The sequence below is a fragment of the Porphyromonas endodontalis ATCC 35406 genome (assembly GCF_000174815.1).
GTDB classification, from domain to species: Bacteria; Bacteroidota; Bacteroidia; order Bacteroidales; family Porphyromonadaceae; genus Porphyromonas; species Porphyromonas endodontalis.
In genome coordinates this window covers 33,237-51,182 of the sequence record NZ_ACNN01000014.1, presented here as the reverse complement: position 1 = coordinate 51,182, position 17,946 = coordinate 33,237, and the positions used below count along the sequence as shown (strand labels likewise).

At 48.9% G+C, this 17,946-nt stretch carries 15 protein-coding genes and 1 pseudogene; 2 read left to right on the top strand and 14 right to left on the bottom strand.

The genetic code is table 11. The annotated features are described in order from the left end of the window. Positions 1-24 precede the first annotated feature (24 nt). The 12 genes and pseudogenes from rlmN to POREN0001_RS09660 all read right to left on the bottom strand — a co-directional run. Complete coding sequence (rlmN, locus tag POREN0001_RS03290) at positions 25-1,044, bottom strand: dual-specificity RNA methyltransferase RlmN (protein WP_004333122.1); 1,020 nt, start codon at positions 1,042-1,044, stop codon at positions 25-27. Between the two features lie 16 nt (positions 1,045-1,060). Then, the gene (rnr, locus tag POREN0001_RS03285) at positions 1,061-3,271 is read right to left on the bottom strand and encodes a ribonuclease R (RefSeq protein WP_004333094.1); all 2,211 of its coding nucleotides are present in this window, start codon (positions 3,269-3,271) and stop codon (positions 1,061-1,063) included. A 72-nt stretch (positions 3,272-3,343) separates the two neighbouring features. Then, positions 3,344-4,297 carry a ribosome small subunit-dependent GTPase A gene (rsgA, locus tag POREN0001_RS03280; protein ID WP_004333017.1) on the bottom strand — a complete coding sequence of 318 codons (954 nt, stop codon included), beginning with the start codon at positions 4,295-4,297 and terminating at the stop codon, positions 3,344-3,346. Positions 4,298-4,401: 104 nt separating this feature from the next. After that, positions 4,402-4,965: a ribosome recycling factor gene (gene frr / locus POREN0001_RS03275; protein ID WP_004333005.1), complete on the bottom strand. Its 564-nt coding sequence runs from the start codon at positions 4,963-4,965 to the stop codon at positions 4,402-4,404. 30 nt (positions 4,966-4,995) lie between these two features. Further along, the gene (gene pyrH, locus POREN0001_RS03270) at positions 4,996-5,706 is read right to left on the bottom strand and encodes a UMP kinase (RefSeq protein WP_004332995.1); all 711 of its coding nucleotides are present in this window, start codon (positions 5,704-5,706) and stop codon (positions 4,996-4,998) included. Between the two features lie 318 nt (positions 5,707-6,024). Beyond that, the gene (gene folB, locus POREN0001_RS03265; RefSeq protein ID WP_004333131.1) at positions 6,025-6,384 is read right to left on the bottom strand and encodes a dihydroneopterin aldolase; all 360 of its coding nucleotides are present in this window, start codon (positions 6,382-6,384) and stop codon (positions 6,025-6,027) included. Continuing rightward, the gene (locus tag POREN0001_RS03260; RefSeq protein WP_004333098.1) at positions 6,377-7,525 is read right to left on the bottom strand and encodes a sensor histidine kinase; all 1,149 of its coding nucleotides are present in this window, start codon (positions 7,523-7,525) and stop codon (positions 6,377-6,379) included. Before POREN0001_RS03260 ends, folB begins: the two co-directional genes overlap by 8 nt. A gap of 9 nt (positions 7,526-7,534) precedes the next feature. Beyond that, on the bottom strand, positions 7,535-8,125 hold the full coding sequence (pnuC, locus tag POREN0001_RS03255; RefSeq protein ID WP_004333107.1) for a nicotinamide riboside transporter PnuC: 591 nt from the start codon (positions 8,123-8,125) through the stop codon (positions 7,535-7,537). Positions 8,126-8,153: 28 nt separating this feature from the next. Further along, positions 8,154-9,605 (bottom strand): D-alanyl-D-alanine carboxypeptidase/D-alanyl-D-alanine endopeptidase, encoded by a 1,452-nt coding sequence (gene dacB, locus POREN0001_RS03250; protein WP_004333113.1) that lies wholly within the window; start codon positions 9,603-9,605, stop codon positions 8,154-8,156. 11 nt (positions 9,606-9,616) lie between these two features. Then, positions 9,617-10,651 (bottom strand): tRNA 2-selenouridine(34) synthase MnmH, encoded by a 1,035-nt coding sequence (gene mnmH, locus POREN0001_RS03245; RefSeq protein ID WP_004333041.1) that lies wholly within the window; start codon positions 10,649-10,651, stop codon positions 9,617-9,619. Beyond that, positions 10,651-13,311 carry a DNA mismatch repair protein MutS gene (gene mutS, locus POREN0001_RS03240; RefSeq protein ID WP_004333105.1) on the bottom strand — a complete coding sequence of 887 codons (2,661 nt, stop codon included), beginning with the start codon at positions 13,309-13,311 and terminating at the stop codon, positions 10,651-10,653. Before mutS ends, mnmH begins: the two co-directional genes overlap by 1 nt. Before the next feature lie 108 nt (positions 13,312-13,419). Further along, positions 13,420-13,553 (bottom strand): annotated as a pseudogene (locus POREN0001_RS09660) (IS30 family transposase); the annotation flags it as partial. Positions 13,554-13,669: 116 nt separating this feature from the next. Here POREN0001_RS09660 and POREN0001_RS03235 point away from each other — a divergent pair. Both POREN0001_RS03235 and POREN0001_RS03230 read left to right on the top strand, forming a co-directional pair. Beyond that, complete coding sequence (locus POREN0001_RS03235) at positions 13,670-14,467, top strand: type II restriction endonuclease (RefSeq protein WP_004333082.1); 798 nt, start codon at positions 13,670-13,672, stop codon at positions 14,465-14,467. Between the two features lie 4 nt (positions 14,468-14,471). Further along, the gene (locus POREN0001_RS03230) at positions 14,472-15,335 is read left to right on the top strand and encodes a DNA adenine methylase (protein WP_004333128.1); all 864 of its coding nucleotides are present in this window, start codon (positions 14,472-14,474) and stop codon (positions 15,333-15,335) included. 287 nt (positions 15,336-15,622) lie between these two features. On the opposite strand, the gene POREN0001_RS03225 is transcribed toward POREN0001_RS03230, so the two are convergent. Both POREN0001_RS03225 and POREN0001_RS03220 read right to left on the bottom strand, forming a co-directional pair. Beyond that, a complete protein-coding gene (locus POREN0001_RS03225) occupies positions 15,623-16,159 on the bottom strand; it encodes a hypothetical protein (RefSeq protein ID WP_004333136.1) in 537 nt (178 codons plus the stop codon). A 323-nt stretch (positions 16,160-16,482) separates the two neighbouring features. Then, positions 16,483-17,517: a hypothetical protein gene (locus POREN0001_RS03220; RefSeq protein WP_004333137.1), complete on the bottom strand. Its 1,035-nt coding sequence runs from the start codon at positions 17,515-17,517 to the stop codon at positions 16,483-16,485. Positions 17,518-17,946 lie beyond the last annotated feature (429 nt).

Sequence of the window (17,946 nt, the reverse complement as noted above, 5' to 3'; positions counted from 1 at the left end):
TCTTTTCACACTCCTCAAAAGGGCTCATTTCGTCTGATGCTGCGCCGAGAGCATTCCGCAGGCGGCAGCGATGTCTTCCCCTCGCGAAGCTCGTATCGTTGTAGGCACTCCCGCCCCGTTGAGATAGTCTGCAAAGCGTTGCATTCGCTCCTCTTGGGAAGAGGGCAAAGCCACATTAGGGATACGATGGTAACGGATCAGATTGATATGACACTCGAGAGGACGGATAAGCCGCAGGAGTGCTTTGGCATGGGCGATATCGTCGTTAAGCCCCCCGAAAACGATGTACTCAAAAGTAAGTCTACGCTGCCCCGAGAAGTTATACCGCTTGAGGGTCTCTATCGTTTTCTCTATGGGCATGGCTCGCTCTATGGGCATCATTGAGAGTCGCTCCTCGGGGAGGGCGTTATGCAAACTAATCGCAAGGTGACAAGAGCATTGCTCCAAAAACTTAGAAAGCCCCGGTTCCAATCCGATAGACGATAACGTGATTCTCTTGGGGCTCATGGCCAACCCCGAGGGATGCGTAAAGCAAGCAATGCTCTTGAGTACGGCCTCCACATTGTCGAGCGGCTCCCCCATTCCCATATAAACGATATTGGTAAGCTTGTCACTATCGGGTATGGAGAGAATCTGATTTACAATCTCGGCAGAGGTAAGATTACCCTTGAATCCCTGCTTCCCGGTCATACAAAAGAGGCAATCCATCTTGCATCCGATCTGGGAAGAGACGCATAGCGTAGCGCGATCCCCCTCAGGGATGAAAACACTCTCGACGTACTGCGCCCCATCACCCACGGCAAAGAGGAACTTGCGCGTACCGTCTTTGGAGTCGGCTCTTGCTACGGGTGCCTTTCGCCCTATCGTTGCTTTCTCTTGCAGCAGAGCCCGATGGCGAAGGGAGATATTGGTCATTTCGTCAAAGGAAGTGACGCGTTTGTTGTAAATCCAATCTGCCAACTGCCGACCTGCGAACTTAGGCATCCCAATGGAGAGAGCAAGGCCGGTAAGCTCCTCGGGTAGCATCCCTAATAGGGTAATCATACAGAGTGAAAGGGGGCTAATCTACCAATTCAAAATCGATTTGCCGACGCTCAAAGTCGCTATGGATGGCACGCACGCGCACCGTATCTCCAAGGGTAAACTTACGTCTATACCGCCGACCCACAAGGGCAAAATTCTTCTCGTCGTAGTCGTAGAAGTCGTCATTAAGAAGTCGCATCGGCACCAACCCCTCACAATGCGAATGGGTTAGTTCCACATAGAACCCCCACTCCGCCACATTGGAGATAACCCCATCAAATACTTTGCCTAAGCGTGTACTCATATATTCTACCTGCTTGTAACGTACGGAGTCTCGCTCGGCTTTGGCGGCCACTTGCTCCTGATCGCTACAATGTTGGGCGTACGCCTCGTACTCGGCTTGCGGCACACTGCCCTCGCCTGCCATATAGCGGGCAACAAGGCGATGCACCAAAAGGTCGGGATAACGGCGGATAGGCGAAGTAAAATGGGTGTAATACTCAAAAGCCAGCCCGTAGTGACCGATATTTTCTGTACTGTACTCAGCACGAGCCATCGTGCGTACAGCCATGGTTTGGATGAGTGTTGCCTCAGGCTTATCTTGCGAAGCCTCAATCACGGCATTGAGGTTCTTGCTAATGGCACTAGCCTCAGTAGCGTTTTTGAACTGGTAGCCAAAACGACGAATAAACGCCCCCATCTGATTCAGTTTGTCCCCATCAGGGAGGTCATGGATACGGTATATAAAGGTCTTGGCGTCCCCATTACTATTGCGCTGCTTCTTGCCAAACTCGGTAGCAACCGTCCTATTGGCAAGGAGCATAAACTCCTCAATGAGTTCGTTTGCTGTGCCATGAGGGCGAGCCATTACATCTACAGGACGCCCCTCGGCATCGAGTACAAACTGTACCTCCTGACTAGAGAAGTTGATTGCCCCTTGGGCAAAGCGACGCTTCCGAAGGAGCTGAGCGAGACTATGTAGCGAGAGGATAACCTCGGCATCGTCGCCCTCCTTCGTGTCAATCACTTGCTGCGCCTCCTCGTAGGCATAGCGTCGGTTGCTCTCTATAATGGTACGTCCAATGCGATACGACTGTACCTCAGCCGCTTCGTTAAGCACGAATACACACGAGAAGGCAAGGCGCGCTTCGTTGGGGCGCAGACTACACAAATCGTTACAAAGCCGCTCCGGCAACATGGGGATCGTACGGTCTACAAGATAGATACTCGTAGCTCTATCGTAGGCCTCCTTGTCAATCACGCTCCCCGGGGTTACATAGTAGCTCACGTCCGCAATATGCACACCCACCTCCACAAGGCCGCCCTCCAACTTACGCCACGAAAGGGCGTCGTCAAAGTCTTTGGCATCGGCAGGGTCTATGGTAAGCGTGAAGACTTCTCTAAAATCCTCCCTCTTTGCCATCTCCTCACTAGGGATCTCTGAGGGGATCTGACGCGCAGCCTCTTCGGCCTCTTCGGGGTACGAATAGGGGAGATCGTACTCTGCCAGGATAGCGTGCATCTCAGTGTTGTTGTCTCCGGCTGCCCCCAAGACCTCTACCACTTCGCCCGTAGGCTCGGGCTCTCGTGCGCCCCAATGCGCAATTCGGACAATGGCCTTGTCGTTGTTTTTAGCCCCTGCCAACGCCTCTCGGGGGAGCAGGATGCGACTATCGAGGGCACGATCTTCGGTATGCAGATAGGAAAAACCTTTCGTAACGACAACGCGCCCCACATAGGTAGAGCGACGGCGCTGCAAGACCTCCACTACCTGCCCCGTGCGAGTACGGCGCGCCTTGAGCGGGAAAAGAGCCACACGCACTCGGTCTCCCGGTAGGGCATGCTCCGGATTATTTCTATCAGAAACGATAACCTCCGCGCTCTCATCGTCGGGCACAACCACGCAATAATTACGGCGAGACTCGAAGACGCCCTCCAGCATCTCTCCGCCCACCTGGTAGCGGTAACGCCCAATCTCCACTTGTGTGAGCATACCCTGCTCTACCAGAGACTCCAGCGTACGCACCACAAACTGCTTCTCAGACATGGTGGTAAAGCCCAGACTTGCGGCTACGGCCTTATAGTTTACCACCTCGCGAGGGTGGCGAGTAAAATAATCTATGATGCTATCCACAATCTTATGACCCGAGAGACGCTTATTCCGTGCAAGCCGCTTAGTACCCGACTTGCGCGCCGTAGCTTTGCGTCGCCCCGTTATTGTTGTAGATTTTGTTGACTTCTTTTTCATATTACTTTGTCATACTCCTCTCCCCTTTCAGCAGAGAGTAAGGGAGAGAAAGGGGAGGAGAAAGAAAAAAGATCACTGCTCGGGGCGATACTTACCGCCCTCTTCATCACCCAAAATGCCCAAGTAACTCACGTAACGCGATGGGGCAATCTCACCTCGCTCTAGGGCTGCCAAGACGGCACACCCAGGCTCATTGATATGGGTACAATTGTTAAATCGACACCCCTCACTCAGGGCAAAAAACTCCCGAAAGTAGTGATGCGCATTGTGCTCATTCATCTCCAGCGTACCAAAACCTTTGATGCCGGGAGAGTCGATAAGATACCCACCGCCACGCTCGGCAGCAAGGGGAATCATAGCACTATAAGTAGTGGTGTGCATACCCGTACCATGTGCCAAACTAATGCTATGGGTACGCAGAGAAGAACCTGGGAGCAGGGCGTTGATAAGACTACTCTTACCTACTCCGGAGTGCCCACTGAGGAGCACAATACGCCCTGCGATATGCGGCCAAACCTCCTCCAGACCTATCCCTTCTGTCGCCGAGATGGAGAGTGTAGGATAACCCAAGGGAGCATAAATCAATTGCCACTCGGCAAGCCGCCTATTCTCCTCCTCTCCGTAGAGGTCTATCTTATTAAAAAGCAAAACAACGGGGATGTCATACGCCTCCGCTGTTGCCAAAAAACGATCGACAAAAGTAAAGCTCGTCTCGGGTTGTATCATCGTAACCACGAGCAAAGCCACATCTATATTGGCCGCAAGTATATGCGACTCCTTAGAGAGGTTGGAAGCCTTGCGGATGATGTAGTTACGCCTAGGGCAGATAGCGGTAATGTAGTAGGGGTGCTCCAAATCCTCTCGAGTAGGCTGCAACTCCACCCTATCTCCCACCACCACGGGGTTGGTAGAGCGGAGTCCCTTGAGCCGCAAGTTACCCTTAACGAGAGCGTCACACTCCCCTCCGTCACCATCGAGTAGTACCCGACACAGATTGCCAACGCAACGCAGTACGAGCCCTGTCATTTTAGTTGTTAGATGTTAGAGAAGAAGCCTCGGGGAGCTAAAGCACTCTCCCACAAAGAAGAGCCCAAGCCTCCCTGCTCCGCCGTTGCATCTCTAAATCTAAATCAAACGGTAAGGATTTCCTTCTCCTTGGCAGCGAAAAGTTCGTCGCAACGAGATATGTACTTATCGTGTAGCTTCTGAATTGCTGCCTCGGCATCCTTGGCAACATCTTCGGGAGTGCCGTCTGCCTTTACGCTCTTCTTAACGGCATCTATAGCGTCGCGTCGCGCATTACGCACGCTTATTTTTGCCTCTTCTACCTCGCCCTTTACCTGCTTTACAAGCACCTTACGACGCTCTTCGGTAAGAGGGGGAATGCCAATGCGGATAAGATCGCCGTTATTCTCGGGCATAATCCCAAGGGGTGAGTCGATAATGGCCTTCTCAATATCCTTGATAATCTTCTTCTCCCAAGGAGTAATAACGATAGTACGTGCATCGGGCACGGTCACGGTACCGACCTGATTGAGGGGAGTCATCGTGCCATAGTAAGACACCATAATGTCGTCGAGTATCTTGGGATTGGCTTTGCCGGCACGTATGTGTGCGAGCTTTTCGTCGAGATACTCAATGGCATTTTGCATCCCTGTTTCTGCCTGCTGTTGGTATTGCTTTACGTCACTCATATTGTCTATTGATGGGGGAATGTGTATTTGTTAGTTATGTACAAGGGTACCTATCGGGTCTCCACCAAGTAGCTTGGATAGGTTGCCGGGGGTATCCATATCAAACACCATAATCGGGAGATTGTTCTCTTTGCAGAGGGTCATAGCGGTAAGATCCATTACCTTGAGATTGCGTGTATAGACTTCGTCAAAGGTAATTTTATCGAATCGTGTCGCTGTTGGGTCTCGTTCGGGATCGGCAGTATAGATACCATCCACACGCGTGCCTTTGAGTAGGTAGTCCGCCTTGATTTCCACCGCACGTAGGGCAGAAGCGGTATCCGTTGTGAAGAAAGGATTGCCCGTACCACCGGCAAAGAGAGCCACATATCCCTCTTCTAGCTTTTCGATTGCCTCATGCGAACTGTAGAGGCGAGCCACCGGCTCCATGCGAATAGCCGTATATACGATGGCCTTGCAGCCAATAGCCTTGAGGGCTGAGCCTAGAGCGAGGGCATTGATTACGGTGGCAAGCATCCCCATTTGGTCGCCCGTGGTTCGATCGAATCCACGCGCGGCGCCACTCATTCCTCTAAAGATATTGCCCCCTCCTATCACGATACCTATTTGGCAACCACGGGCTGCCTCTTGGGCGATTTCTTGGGCATAAGCCGCCAGTCTTGCATCATCTATACCATGACCGGAACCGGCGGCGAGCGACTCTCCGCTCAACTTTAGTAGTACTCTTCGGGGTTTCTGCATTGCTTTCTTCTCTTACAATTATATGCCACAAAGATAGCAATTGTTTTCTGCCCAAAGGGAACGTAGAAGGCGGTACAGATTGTAGATAGAAAGCGAATCAATCGGATGGAGAAAAAACCACAGGGTAAAACTTTTTCCGTTTCTGCCCGAAACAAAAAATTTTCTTGGGCAGAAATGCCCCTCTTTTTTTGGCTGAAAAGGGAAATTTTTTCACCCAATACTTTCCTCGTTTTTTGGGTGGAAAAAATTCAAAAGACACCGGACTTCGTCCATGAAGTCACACAAGGCAAGAAAAAGAGAAGGAGAGCAACGGAGCAGCTACACACCTTCGGAGAGCGTGACGCTAGCCCCTCCCACTTGCCCTTTGAAAGGGGGATACTCTTTCGTCAGCCGTACCATAATCCCCTCCACTTGGGGGAACTGCCCACGAATACGCCGTAAGATACGCCCTGCGGCATGCTCCAGCAGCTCCGAAGGGATAGCCATCTCCTCCTCCACAGCCGCATACACCTCGGCATAGTTAAGCGTATCTTGGAGTTGATCGGAGAGCGCAGCACGAGAGAGATCGACCGATAGCTCCAAATCTACAGAGAACCAATTGCCCACCTTTTTCTCCTGAGGGAGTACGCCATGGTAGGCATAGAAACGCATGGCATTGAGCGAGATTTTACTAGTCATTAAGAGGGATTTTTATACGAAATGTGGTGCCAATACCTACCTCACTGCGCAAGAGCGTAATACGCCCATGGTGATAGGTCTCGACAATGCGGCGAGCCAGCGACAAGCCCAAGCCCCATCCGCGACTCTTGGTTGTGAACCCGGGGTTGAAGATGCGCCTACGATGGCGAGGAGCGATACCGCGACCCGTATCGGTTATATCAATAAGGGCGACATGGCCCCTACGCTCTATGGCAATGGTGATCTCACCCTTACCCTGCATGGCATCGACGGCATTCTTCACGAGGTTCTCTATAACCCAGCTCCACAGTGCAGGGATAAGCATAACCGGCAGCGGCTCCGAGGGGAAGTCGTAAAAGAGGGTGACCCCACGGCTAATGCGCGTGGAAATATAGCGAGCGGAGGTAGCGACCTCTTCGGCAAGGTCGCATCGTTCGAAATGGGGTTCCGACCCTATTTTTTGGAATCGGTGCGCAATGGTCTGTAGACGCTCCACATCCTTGTCCATCTCCACGAGCGACTCTTCCGCAAAGCCTTCAGCTCGCAACAATTCGAGCCATGCGAGCAAAGACGAGATGGGCGTACCCAGCTGGTGTGCCGTCTCCTTCGAGAGGCCTACCCAAAGGCGGTTTTGTGCATTGCGCTTTGCCCACACGGCGGCGATAATCACGATGCCGACAAAGAGAATGAAAACAACGCCCTGCAGCCAAGGGAAGAGCGTCAAACTCTCCAGTGTAGAGCTATCCGAATAGTAGAGATATTGGTACCCCTCCGCGCCTAAATCTATGGCAATGGGCGGATAGCCCCCTCGCACCTGAGCGAGGTAGCGACTCAGGTATTCTAGCGTATCGCGCCCCTCCGGGATGGAAATGTTGTTAAAAGAGACAATCGAATCCCTATCTGTCACGAGAAGTATAGGTATCGTCTCATTGCTTTGTATGATATGGAGCATCAGATTGAGGGCATTTTCTTCGCTATCACTGGCAAGCCCCTCCGTTGCCTCCGCCCACAACTCCATCTTGGCTCGCTCGTCCGCCACCATCTTGCGGTGCAGTTGCTGCGATAGCACCACAGGCAGCGTAGCTACAGCAATAGCCAAGAGAGCCAGCAAGATATTGAGGGAAAGGCTATAATGCTTCATACTGCAAAGTTAGAGTACAGCCTGCTTACTCCAGCGAATAAGCCCCACTACGGCCAGAACCGTATAGACGACAAAAAAAGCGGCCGTGATGTAGAAACCCTGCAAGAAGTAGAGCGTACAATAGAGCGCATTGGAGACAATCCAACAATACCAATTCTCTAGGAACTTCTTCGCCAATAGCCACATCCCCACAAAGCCACAGCAGGTGGCTATGCTATCCAATAGGGGATAGGGGCTATCCGTCAGGTAGGCAAAAAGAGGCAACAGAGCACTGGACAAAGCCACGACTCCCCCAAGAAGTGCGGCGAGAGTAAGCTCCCGATTTTTTCGCTGTTGCCGTACAAAACTCCTAATTGCCCCTTCGTCTTCCGTAGTTTTTCCCTGCCTTGCCCAAAGCCACCAGCCCCAAATGGAGGTAATGAGGTAGTAAAGATTGACAATAATATTGCCGTACACCTTGCTCTGCCATGAGATATAAATATAGAACAAGGGGAGCAGTACCCCCACGCGCCAGAGCCACATACTTGCCTTTACCTCAAGTACAAGATAAAGCACCCCGAGGGCAGCTGCTACAAGTTCGATAATCTGAATATAGTCCACAAGAAGCGAAAGGGTTAGGGATTTATACTTAGAATTTGGGAGGGAAGAGCCCCTCGATATACTGCTGCATCACTTGGCGCACCTTCGCTCTATTGGCACAACCATTGGCTAGGAGGGCTACGGCATAGACCCGTCTTTGGTAGTAAAGATACCCGGCATAGGTCTGCACCCCTCTCATAGATCCACTTTTGCAGTAGAGTTTAAGAGAAGTTCCCGGCATAAAACTTTTGACCGTTCCTTCCCGCCCCACTCTAGGGAGCGATTGCGCAAAAGCATCAAGCGTATTCCCACGTGCCTTAGTAGAGACCCCTACGAGCAAAGCTACCATATCTTGGGCAGATAGTCTATTGGCACGAGTGAGACCCGACCCATCGTAGAGATGCGCCTTTGGAGAGAGAGTCACCCCCCAGTTACTCAAGATCTCCTGCTCCCGAAGCCAGGCGGCATTACTTGTTGCCCCATTCTCTTTTACAAGTGCTTTGAAAAGGGCTTCGGCATAGTGATTGAGGCTTCGGTAGTTCATTTCTCGGCAAAGATCCCTCAAAGAGGGGGAGTAGTAACGCCCTATCAGAGTACGAGGATGAGAGGAAGACTCAAAACGCGCCTCCTCTTGCCCCAAGATTTCAACACCCTGCCCCTCAAGCGTAGCACGAAGCAAACGAGCTGCATGCAGAGGTGGATGCGGAAGATCTATAGCCACACGCACACTCTCTCTGTTGCAGGGGAGCGTGCCCAGTAGCGTACGATGCTCTACAAGGTTGGCACCATCTCCCTCCCAACCCTGCGTTTTGCAGTTTACTTTTAGGCGATTGTCGAGCGCGAGTTGCACCCCTTTGGGGTAGGTGCCTACAAGGCGGATGCTATCTTCTACCCCCCCGGTTGCGAAATAGAGATCGAGCCAATTGTCGTACAAATTGAAGCCATACACCCCTGCGGCGTAGTAGTCCCCACGATCATCGGGAGCCCAACGGGGGTGAATGCCCATGCGCTCGAAGCGAGAGGCATCTATCACAATATTCCCCTCTATTCTGCGGATGCCTTTTGCCTGTACGGTCTGGAGTACACTCTGCTGCCAGCGCTCTTTGTCTTGCTCGAAGAACTTAGAATCGATGGAGGGGTCTCCGCTCCCTATTACTAGTAGATTGCCGTAGAGCACTCCCCTCTTCAGCTCTCCCTCCATGTACAATTCGGTGCAAAAAGAGTAGTCCGCTCCAAGCGACTCAAGTGCCGTAGCCGCAGTAACCAGTTTGGTAATGGAGGCTGGAGTACACAGCTCCTCGGGGCGATAGGCAGCCCAAAGTGTATCCTGACTCACATCCTGCACCGCAAAAGAATAACGGGCAACTCCGGACTCTTCGCTCGCACGAATCAAGCTATCGACACGCGCCAAAGCAAGGGGATTAGGGGCAACCCCTTGAGCAACTAACTGCCCTAAGGGCAGCGCCGCAAGAAGTAGAAAAAAGATATTTCGTAAAACCATAATAGAAGGTGTTATTGCAGGTATTCGAGCCGGGCAATAATAGCCTGTGCTGCCATTTTAGGGTTGTCTTCTGTTGGGAAATAACACCAAACAGGGTGTTGCCACGAACCCGTTTGGCTACATTTGGCATATGCCTTGTCGTAGTAGACAAGGGCGAGACTAGCCGCCGTGTGGAGATCTCCTGCCTCTACAGCCTCTCGGGCTTGGGTAAAACGCTCTGCCCCCAGACGCTTGCGAATCACCCCAAAAGCGTGCAACAAAGCCTCCTTACCCAGCACTCCATACTCGGCAACGATGCGTTCCACACGAGCCTCTCTTGGGGTAGAATACTCAACAAAGGGCGCAGATTGCATCCTCTGCCAAAAGCCGGGCGTGAGGGCACAATGCCCTATCATTTCGCTCTCCCCCTCCACCCATACGGGTCTCTTGGGGTCTAGGGGCAAAAAGGCTTCGCCTAGGAGATTTAGGAACTCCTCGCCCGAAGGTTGGGGCCGATCCGGATGACCGCCAAAGACAGAACCGCGGTGCCGTGCCAATCTCTCAAGATCTACCACTTGCTGACCTAGGCAGGCAAGCTCGCTCAGTACCTCCGTTTTGCCACATCCTGTAGCTCCCCCCAATACGATAAGAGCGTATTGCAGAGGCTCCTGCATCATCTCCTGGTGATAGGCGCGGTAGCCTCCCTCCATACGATACACCGATAGCCCGGCAATAGAAAGGAGCCATGCAACCGCCTCGCTCCGCATACCTCCTCGGGCGCAATAGACGCCAATTCGCCCATCCTCGCCGGCGAGCGTCTTGGCCTCCTGCACAAGGGAGCGCATTTTACCTCCTACGTACTCCAGCCCCAGCTCCACGGCAGCATCTCGCCCCTCTTGAGCGTAGAGGGTACCAACGGCAGCGCGCTCTTCGTTAGAAAAAAGGGGGAGAGAATAGGCACCCAAGAGATGAGCTCGAGAAAATTCCCCGGGAGAACGCACATCAACGATAGGTACCCCCTCGGCACGTAAAGCAAGGATTTTTCTAGGCGAACAGGTCTCAGACATTAGATTTTGGATAGTCTCTGCTTGATCTCGTGAAGGCGATTAAGCGCTTCGAGAGGGGTCAGATTATTGAGGTCGATACCGAGGAGATCGTCTCGAATCTCCACGAGTAGAGGGTCTTCTAATTGGAAGAAAGAGAGTTGCACCAAGTCCTCACGAGAGGGGGCGGATGAGTGGTGCGTCGCTTTAAGGCCGGCAGTCTCTATGGCTTTCTCAGCGTCTGCCGAAGTGCAAGACTCCTCTTGGGCGTGCTCCTTCTCTAGGCATTGCAGCACCACTTGGGCACGCTCCACAATCTGCCGAGGCATCCCCGCAAGCTTAGCCACTTGGATACCAAAACTGTGCTCATTGCCCCCTTCCTCCAACTTGCGAAGGAAGATCATGGTACCCTCGACCTCCCGAGCCGAAACGTTGTAGTTGCGTACACGCGGATGCTTTTTGGCAAGCTCGTTAAGCTCGTGATAGTGGGTGGCAAAAAGGGTTTTGGGGTGGTGCGCCGGATGATTGTGTAGATACTCCACAATAGCCCACGCAATGGAGACTCCGTCGAAAGTGCTCGTACCGCGCCCCAGCTCGTCAAAAAGCACCAAACTCCGAGGGGTTAAGTTGTTGAGAATGCTCGCGGCCTCCTGCATCTCCACCATAAAAGTGGACTCTCCCATGGAGATATTATCGCTCGCCCCAACTCGGGTAAAAATACTATCCACCAAGCCAATAGAGGCCTCTCGTGCCGGTACAAAGCTCCCAATTTGTGCCATAAGGGTAATAAGAGCGGTCTGCCTGAGGAGGGCACTTTTACCACTCATATTGGGCCCCGTAACGATCATTATTTGGCAGTCGTTATTGTCCAAATGCACATCGTTGGCAATGTAGGGTTCGCCCTGAGGTAGCTGACGCTCAATTACGGGGTGGCGCCCCTCTTTTATATCTATAGTGAGGGAATCATTCACCTGTGGGCAGCAATAGTCGTAAGCCTCCCCCACTTCTGCAAAAGAGCGAAGCACATCAAGCATCGCGAGGAGGTGACTATTGCGGAGAAGTGCCGTAACCTGAGGTTGAGCATCGTCCACCAGCTCTGCAAAAAGCATTGTCTCTAGAGCAAGAATCCGCTCCTCGGCCCCCAAGATTTTGCTTTCGTATTCTTTGAGCTCTTCGGTGATATAACGCTCGGCACTCACAAGGGTTTGCTTACGAATCCACTCGGGCGGCACCCTATCTTTATGGGTATTACGCACCTCTATGTAGTAGCCAAAGACGTTATTAAAGCCCACCTTTAGACTTGTGATACCCGTACGCTCGATCTCGCGCTGCTGTAGGGAGAGCAAGTAGTCTTTGCCGGAAAAAGCAAGGCTCCTCAGCTCGTCCAACTCTTCGTTGTAGCCCGTAGCGATCACTCCGCCCCTATTTACAAGGGGAGGGGCATCCGGATTTAATTCGTATCGAATGCGGTCTCTTAGTTCAGTACAGGGTGCCAACTCTTTCCCTAAAGCCTGAAGGGAGGGACAAGCACTCTCTTCTGCCACTTTTTTGATGGGCTCTAAAGCGGTGAGGGCATCGGCTAGGTGCACCATCTCGCGAGGTGAAATGCGCTTCATAGATACCTTAGAGGCGGTGCGCTCTAGGTCGCCCATCTCCCTCAAATGCTCCTCGAGTACGAACCTCACTTGGGCATCGTCCACCAAAGCACGTACCACCGACTGCCGCTCCTCTATCGCTGCAACACTCTTGAGGGGGAAGGCAATCCACTGACGGAGAAGGCGTGCCCCCATGGGCGTATAGGTGCGATCCAAAATATCTTTCAGACTACATCCCTCCTGATTCATCGTGGAGAGAAGCTCCAAACTACGTGCCGTAAAGCCATCAATACGCACATACTGCTCCTCATCAATGCGGTGCAGTGAGGTAATGTGCCCCAGTTCGTTGTGCTGCGTAAGGTCTAGATAATGCAAAATGGCTCCTGCCGCAGTGAGAGCGGACTCCATACCCTCAAGCCCGAAACCTTTGAAGTTGCGCACGGCAAAATGGCGTAGAAGTCTCTCTTGATTGTTGCTCGGGATAAAGAGCCAATCGTCCGCCTCGAATATATAGGTGCGGTAGGTGAGTTGACTATCGTAGAGAAGGCGTGTACTCCGCTCTACAAGGATCTCTTTGGGTCGGTAGCCTGCGAGTAATTTATCAACAAGGGCTGCGCACCCCTCAGTTGTAGCAAACTCGCCCGTAGAGAGGTCTAGAAAGGCCACTCCCATACGCTCTTTGGCAAACGAAATGGCAGCTACATAGTTGTTTTCTTTGTTCTCTAAAACGTTGTCGCTAACGGCAACCCCCGGGGTAACCAACTCCGTAATGCCTCGCTTTACCAGCTTTTTGGTTTGCTTGGGGTCCTCCAGTTGGTCGCAAATAGCCACTCGCTTACCGGCTCGCACAAGGCGTGGCAAGTACGTCTCCAAGGCGTGATGAGGGAACCCTGCCAGCTCTACATGCTGTGCAGAGCCATTGGCTCGGCGTGTAAGTGTAATCCCCAAGATGCGCGAAGCCTCTACGGCATCCTCTAGAAAGGTTTCGTAGAAATCGCCAACCCTAAAGAGCAGAATTGCATCCGGATGCTTCCCTTTTATCTGCAAGAATTGCTTCATCAGAGGGGTCTCAACTACATTCTTTGCCACAACAATAACTCACTATATTACACTCTACTAATGTCTTACAAAGATAGGGTTTTAGTGCCAAACTCGGCACCACTGCCACCACCTAGATCCAGGGTGCAGATTCCAGTATCAAATGCAACAGTATGGCAAAAGTAATGCTAGTACTTCATTCGGGGATTTAAAGTCCAAACTTTTCCTAGGTCTGATGTTTATCATATTTGTTTGTCATCGATGTCTTTGAACGAAGTCCCTTTGGGCATGTATTATCGAATACACTTTACAACTGGAAAATACGGTTTCTGTCAAATAATTCTCTAAATCTTTCGTTGATAAGCCTTTTGATGTTGTACCTTTGTAGCCAAAGTAAATTGTAGCCGATATGGAAAAAGACACCTTCTTTCAACTCCTCACAGATGAAGTGGAAACGTATAAAGATTTTCTCGAGACGGATAGTCAAGACTGGATTGTCAAGGGATTTATAGACGTAGATAAAAACGTTTATACGATAACTAATGACACAAAAGTTGTTTCAAAGATTATAGAAATTCTACTTATTCCTAAACTGGACAGTTTTGCTCGTAGAAATGAGATGAGGTTAGAATTGCCATCCAAGCAAAATTTCTATCCAGACCTGACATTTAAAGACAGCGAGGAGCATTTGTTTGCTGTTGATTTTAAGTCCAGCTATTATGATGGGGAAAATGTAAATGGTCTTACGTTAGGGTCTTATTGGGGGTACTTTAGAGAACGAGACTCTATAAAAAACATGGATTATCCCTACAATGCTTATAGCTCTCATTTGGTTCTCGGGATGCTTTACAAACAAAGCCAACTTCAGGTAGATGAGTGTGAGGTGTACTCCGTGGACGACCTACATACTATTCACTCTGTAATAGAGAACTTTATATTCTTTGTTCAGCCGAAATGGAAAATAGCAAATGATATTCCAGGAAGTGGCAATACACGAAATATCGGAGGTATTACCAACATCCAGAATCTTTTGGAGGGAAAGGGCCCTTTTTCAGAGTTGGGAGAAGAAGTTTTCGATGACTATTGGAAAGGGTATTTCAACAAGGTAGATGCTAGAACAGCAGGTATAGGAACCCCCAACTATAAAAACCTAAAAACCTATAAAGAATATTTGGAATCTCAACAACAAATTCTAGATAAGCTTTAAATTCATGTCCATAATTATACCTCCGATTAAGTCTCAAGGGATTAAAACTAAATTGGTTCCTTGGATACTTGATTTGATTGAAAGCTCTGGATTAGATTTAGAGCAGACTAACTGGATAGAGCCTTTTCTAGGAACAGGTGTTGTTGGATTAAATATCCCTGTTGGGGGAAAGAGAATTGTAGGAGACACGAATCCTCATATCATTAACTTCTATAATGCACTAAAAGACGGGGAAATTACGCCTCTCAATATGCGATCTTATTTGGAATTTGAGGGGGTATTACTGTCAAATTCAGGAAAAGACGGGTATGAGCATTATAGAAAAATTCGAGATCGCTTCAATCAAGATCAAAGCCCATTTGATTTTCTTTTTCTTTCTCGTGCTGGTTTTAATGGTATGATGCGTTTTAACAAGATGGGCTATTGGAATATTCCATTTTGTAAGAAGCCTAATAGATTTTCGCCTGCTTATATAACAAAAATATGCAATCAAATAGCAGCTGCAGAGAGAATTATAAAAGGTGGGAAATGGGAGTTTTGCCACCAAGATTTTGTAGAAACCATCCATAGAGCTAATAAAGGAGATATAATTTATTGTGATCCCCCATATTTTGGGAGACATGTGGATTATTACAATGGTTGGACTGAAGAAGATGAAGAGCGGCTATTTCTTGCTCTTCAGGGAACACAGGCTCATTTCATTTTATCGACATGGCATCATAACGAGTTTCGAAAGAACAAAATGATTGAACGTTTTTGGGGGCGATTTAATATAAAAACTCAAGAACATTTTTATCACAGCGGAGCTCGTATTGAAAATCGTCGCTCCATTGTTGAAGCTCTAGTCTCTAATTTTGATATAGAGTAGAGATAATGTCTTTTGTAACTAAAAGCCTTATACTCTTACCTATTAGGTTTTATTTGATTACAGGAAGAGGGATAGACCTCTCATTCTATATAAAAGTTTCTAATCACTCGTCTCCATAGCGTGCTCGTTGCGAGCCCAAGCACAACCTCTCCACACCCTCACTCCTCCTCTACACGAAAATAGGTCTCCCCTTCCCTACAAATCGGGAAGAAAGACCTATCATTCCTAGGAGGCAAATGGTCTCCTAGTGAGGGCTTATAGCCTAACTATCGTCTCAAACTAGGGCGTTAAAAGAACGTTGTTAAACCAATGGTTGTGGCAATCGAATTGCTCGTAACGTTACGGTATCTCGTGGGGTATCTGCTGTGGAGATATTGAAGTCCTAAGTCCACACCTACGTGCTTGTTGAGCATCAAAACGCCTCCGGCTCCGACTCCCATACCAAGGCCATGAAGGCTGGAGCCTCTAACAGAGACCCCCACATAACCAACTTGGAAATCGAGGTAGGGAATAAAGCCTTTTCCATGATTAAAGAAGTAGGTCAATGTTGGCATGGCAGAATAAGACACCGAACTTGCTGAAGAGGAATACAATATCTTTCCATTAAGCCCAAGTGCTAAATTATCGGCAATAAAACCGCCAAAAGAGGGAGAAAAGGCGAACAAGAACTCTTCGCCTGAGCCATTGGTGAATGTGGACTGGAAGGAGAGCTGAGAGGCTCCCGTAAGGAAATAATGCCCTCGTCTGGTTTGAGCGTTAACACTTTGTACAGCAAAACTTCCTAAGATAAAGCTCGCGACAAGAGCTAATACTAATTTCTTCATACTACAAGTTTTGATTTATTTCTTTTGAGATACCACGCTTGGTACTGGCCGCAAAGATATAAAACAAATTGACTCCCCTCTCTAGCAAAAGATTTTTCTTGCTTCACCTCTATGTTTTAACACTTAGGGAAGGAAAAATCCGAGAGGGTGAAGCGACTCCCCACAAAGAAAAGAAACCAAGAAACCCGAACCGTAGTTAGAGAATTAGCCTATACCAATACATTCAAGATCGTCAAATCCATCACTTAAAAGTACCTGCCTTGTATTGCCTCTTGTCCCGTATTATGTTACACCATTAAATTACCCTTCTAAATTAATTGTGCTTAAGCATGCCCTAGAGTTAATATTTCTACAGCCTTAGAAATGCACAATAATAAAACTGAGGAAGATTTATCCCAAATATTAACTTGCTCCTCTTCAGGCCTCTGCCCAAAAGAAAGCCCATCAGAGTTCATGTTGTTCTTACACCAACTAACAAACTCCTTCCGCCCCTGATCTGGATCTTTCGCCCAATTGACTTGAGCATGCCCGCCGTAAAATAGAACATCTAAAAGGATAAGCAAATCTGCTTCACACTCCCTAAGAAACCTAGAAGAGCGAGATAATTCATTATTCTGTATTTTCTCCATGATGGCACTAATAGTCACTTTCTTAGGCTTCTTGTTGTCCTGCTCCTCCAACTTCAAGATCGACAAAAAATCATCTATTTCACTCCTATATTTATCGAAAACACCCAAAAACTCGCGCAACTCGTCCGATGTTGCCTCAGTTGTCATTTGATTTGAGATGTCTTTATCAAGCTGCCTTAAAAGTTGGGAAATTTCATTCATCCGATCTCCTAAACAATTAAAATCAAGGCGGTATTCTTTCTTATTTGCACCCAAATCCTTCCCAATTGGGTAACGCATTACCATAGATTTTGAATCAAATTTATTAATCTCTCTTATGTAGCTCTCCAATGTATCGAGATCAACAGAACTTCCCACATGTTTTTTCCCTTTATTCAAGGAAGGTCGCAGTTTTGCCCAAAGCTGGCCAAGATCATGCCCTAATCCAAGAAACTCCCTTCTAGCTTCCACTGTCTGTTCTCCGTATCTAAAAAACAATGCCTTTAGATATATCTCTATAGAATGTCGATAATTAAAGAACAGCGGATATATAAGTCCATCTACTACTGATGGGGACTGAGATTTAGACTGCATTTTATCTAATAGCATTTTTGCACATTCAAAATATGCATCTGATATCGTTTCGAATGCATAGGCATCTTCCCCTTCCCATCCAAAATGTGCAAAAGGCTTCCTTCCAAAGATGTCATCTCTCGTGAGCTCACGAAAAATTCCATTGTTCTTATTCATAAAAACACTCTTAAAACAAATCAAAACATTAAATCAATCCTTCTTACATGCAAATATAACAAAAAACAATAAATACTCAATAGATTACTGATCCTATAGCAAGGATAACAGCATGACAAAAGGAGGAGAGGTGTTTGGTCGCTGATTTGAAGTTACTTCACCCTCTACAGGTGAAAGGCGGAGCGAAATAGGCCTAAAACGCGCGAACTCTAGGCCTATATTTTTTTGTTTCTTGGGCAAGACGAAAACTTTTCTAGGGCTACAGCAAAAAATCTGTAGAGCAAGAAAAAGATCGCTTTCTCACCTAGAGAAAAAAGAAATCCCCCTAAAGAGCTTTTCAATACTCTCTAGGGGGAAGTGTTTATCGCAACCTATGCGCTTCCTCTACAAAGGGAAGTTTCTCCCTCAAGAGGCACACATTACGAGCCC

Bases quoted from the DNA above. Each gene is read 5' to 3' on its own strand.
- rsgA (WP_004333017.1), bottom strand. From the start codon at position 4,297: ATGACAGGGCTCGTACTGCGTTGCGTTGGCAATCTGTGTCGGGTACTA.
- POREN0001_RS03220 (WP_004333137.1), bottom strand. From the start codon at position 17,517: ATGAATAAGAACAATGGAATTTTTCGTGAGCTCACGAGAGATGACATC.
- folB (WP_004333131.1), bottom strand. From the start codon at position 6,384: ATGACTAGTAAAATCTCGCTCAATGCCATGCGTTTCTATGCCTACCAT.
- mnmH (WP_004333041.1), bottom strand. From the start codon at position 10,651: ATGTCTGAGACCTGTTCGCCTAGAAAAATCCTTGCTTTACGTGCCGAG.
- POREN0001_RS03260 (WP_004333098.1), bottom strand. From the start codon at position 7,525: ATGAAGCATTATAGCCTTTCCCTCAATATCTTGCTGGCTCTCTTGGCT.
- pyrH (WP_004332995.1), bottom strand. From the start codon at position 5,706: ATGCAGAAACCCCGAAGAGTACTACTAAAGTTGAGCGGAGAGTCGCTC.
- POREN0001_RS03230 (WP_004333128.1), top strand. From the start codon at position 14,472: ATGTCCATAATTATACCTCCGATTAAGTCTCAAGGGATTAAAACTAAA.
- rnr (WP_004333094.1), bottom strand. From the start codon at position 3,271: ATGAAAAAGAAGTCAACAAAATCTACAACAATAACGGGGCGACGCAAA.
- frr (WP_004333005.1), bottom strand. From the start codon at position 4,965: ATGAGTGACGTAAAGCAATACCAACAGCAGGCAGAAACAGGGATGCAA.
- POREN0001_RS03225 (WP_004333136.1), bottom strand. From the start codon at position 16,159: ATGAAGAAATTAGTATTAGCTCTTGTCGCGAGCTTTATCTTAGGAAGT.
- POREN0001_RS03235 (WP_004333082.1), top strand. From the start codon at position 13,670: ATGGAAAAAGACACCTTCTTTCAACTCCTCACAGATGAAGTGGAAACG.
- dacB (WP_004333113.1), bottom strand. From the start codon at position 9,605: ATGGTTTTACGAAATATCTTTTTTCTACTTCTTGCGGCGCTGCCCTTA.
- rlmN (WP_004333122.1), bottom strand. From the start codon at position 1,044: ATGATTACCCTATTAGGGATGCTACCCGAGGAGCTTACCGGCCTTGCT.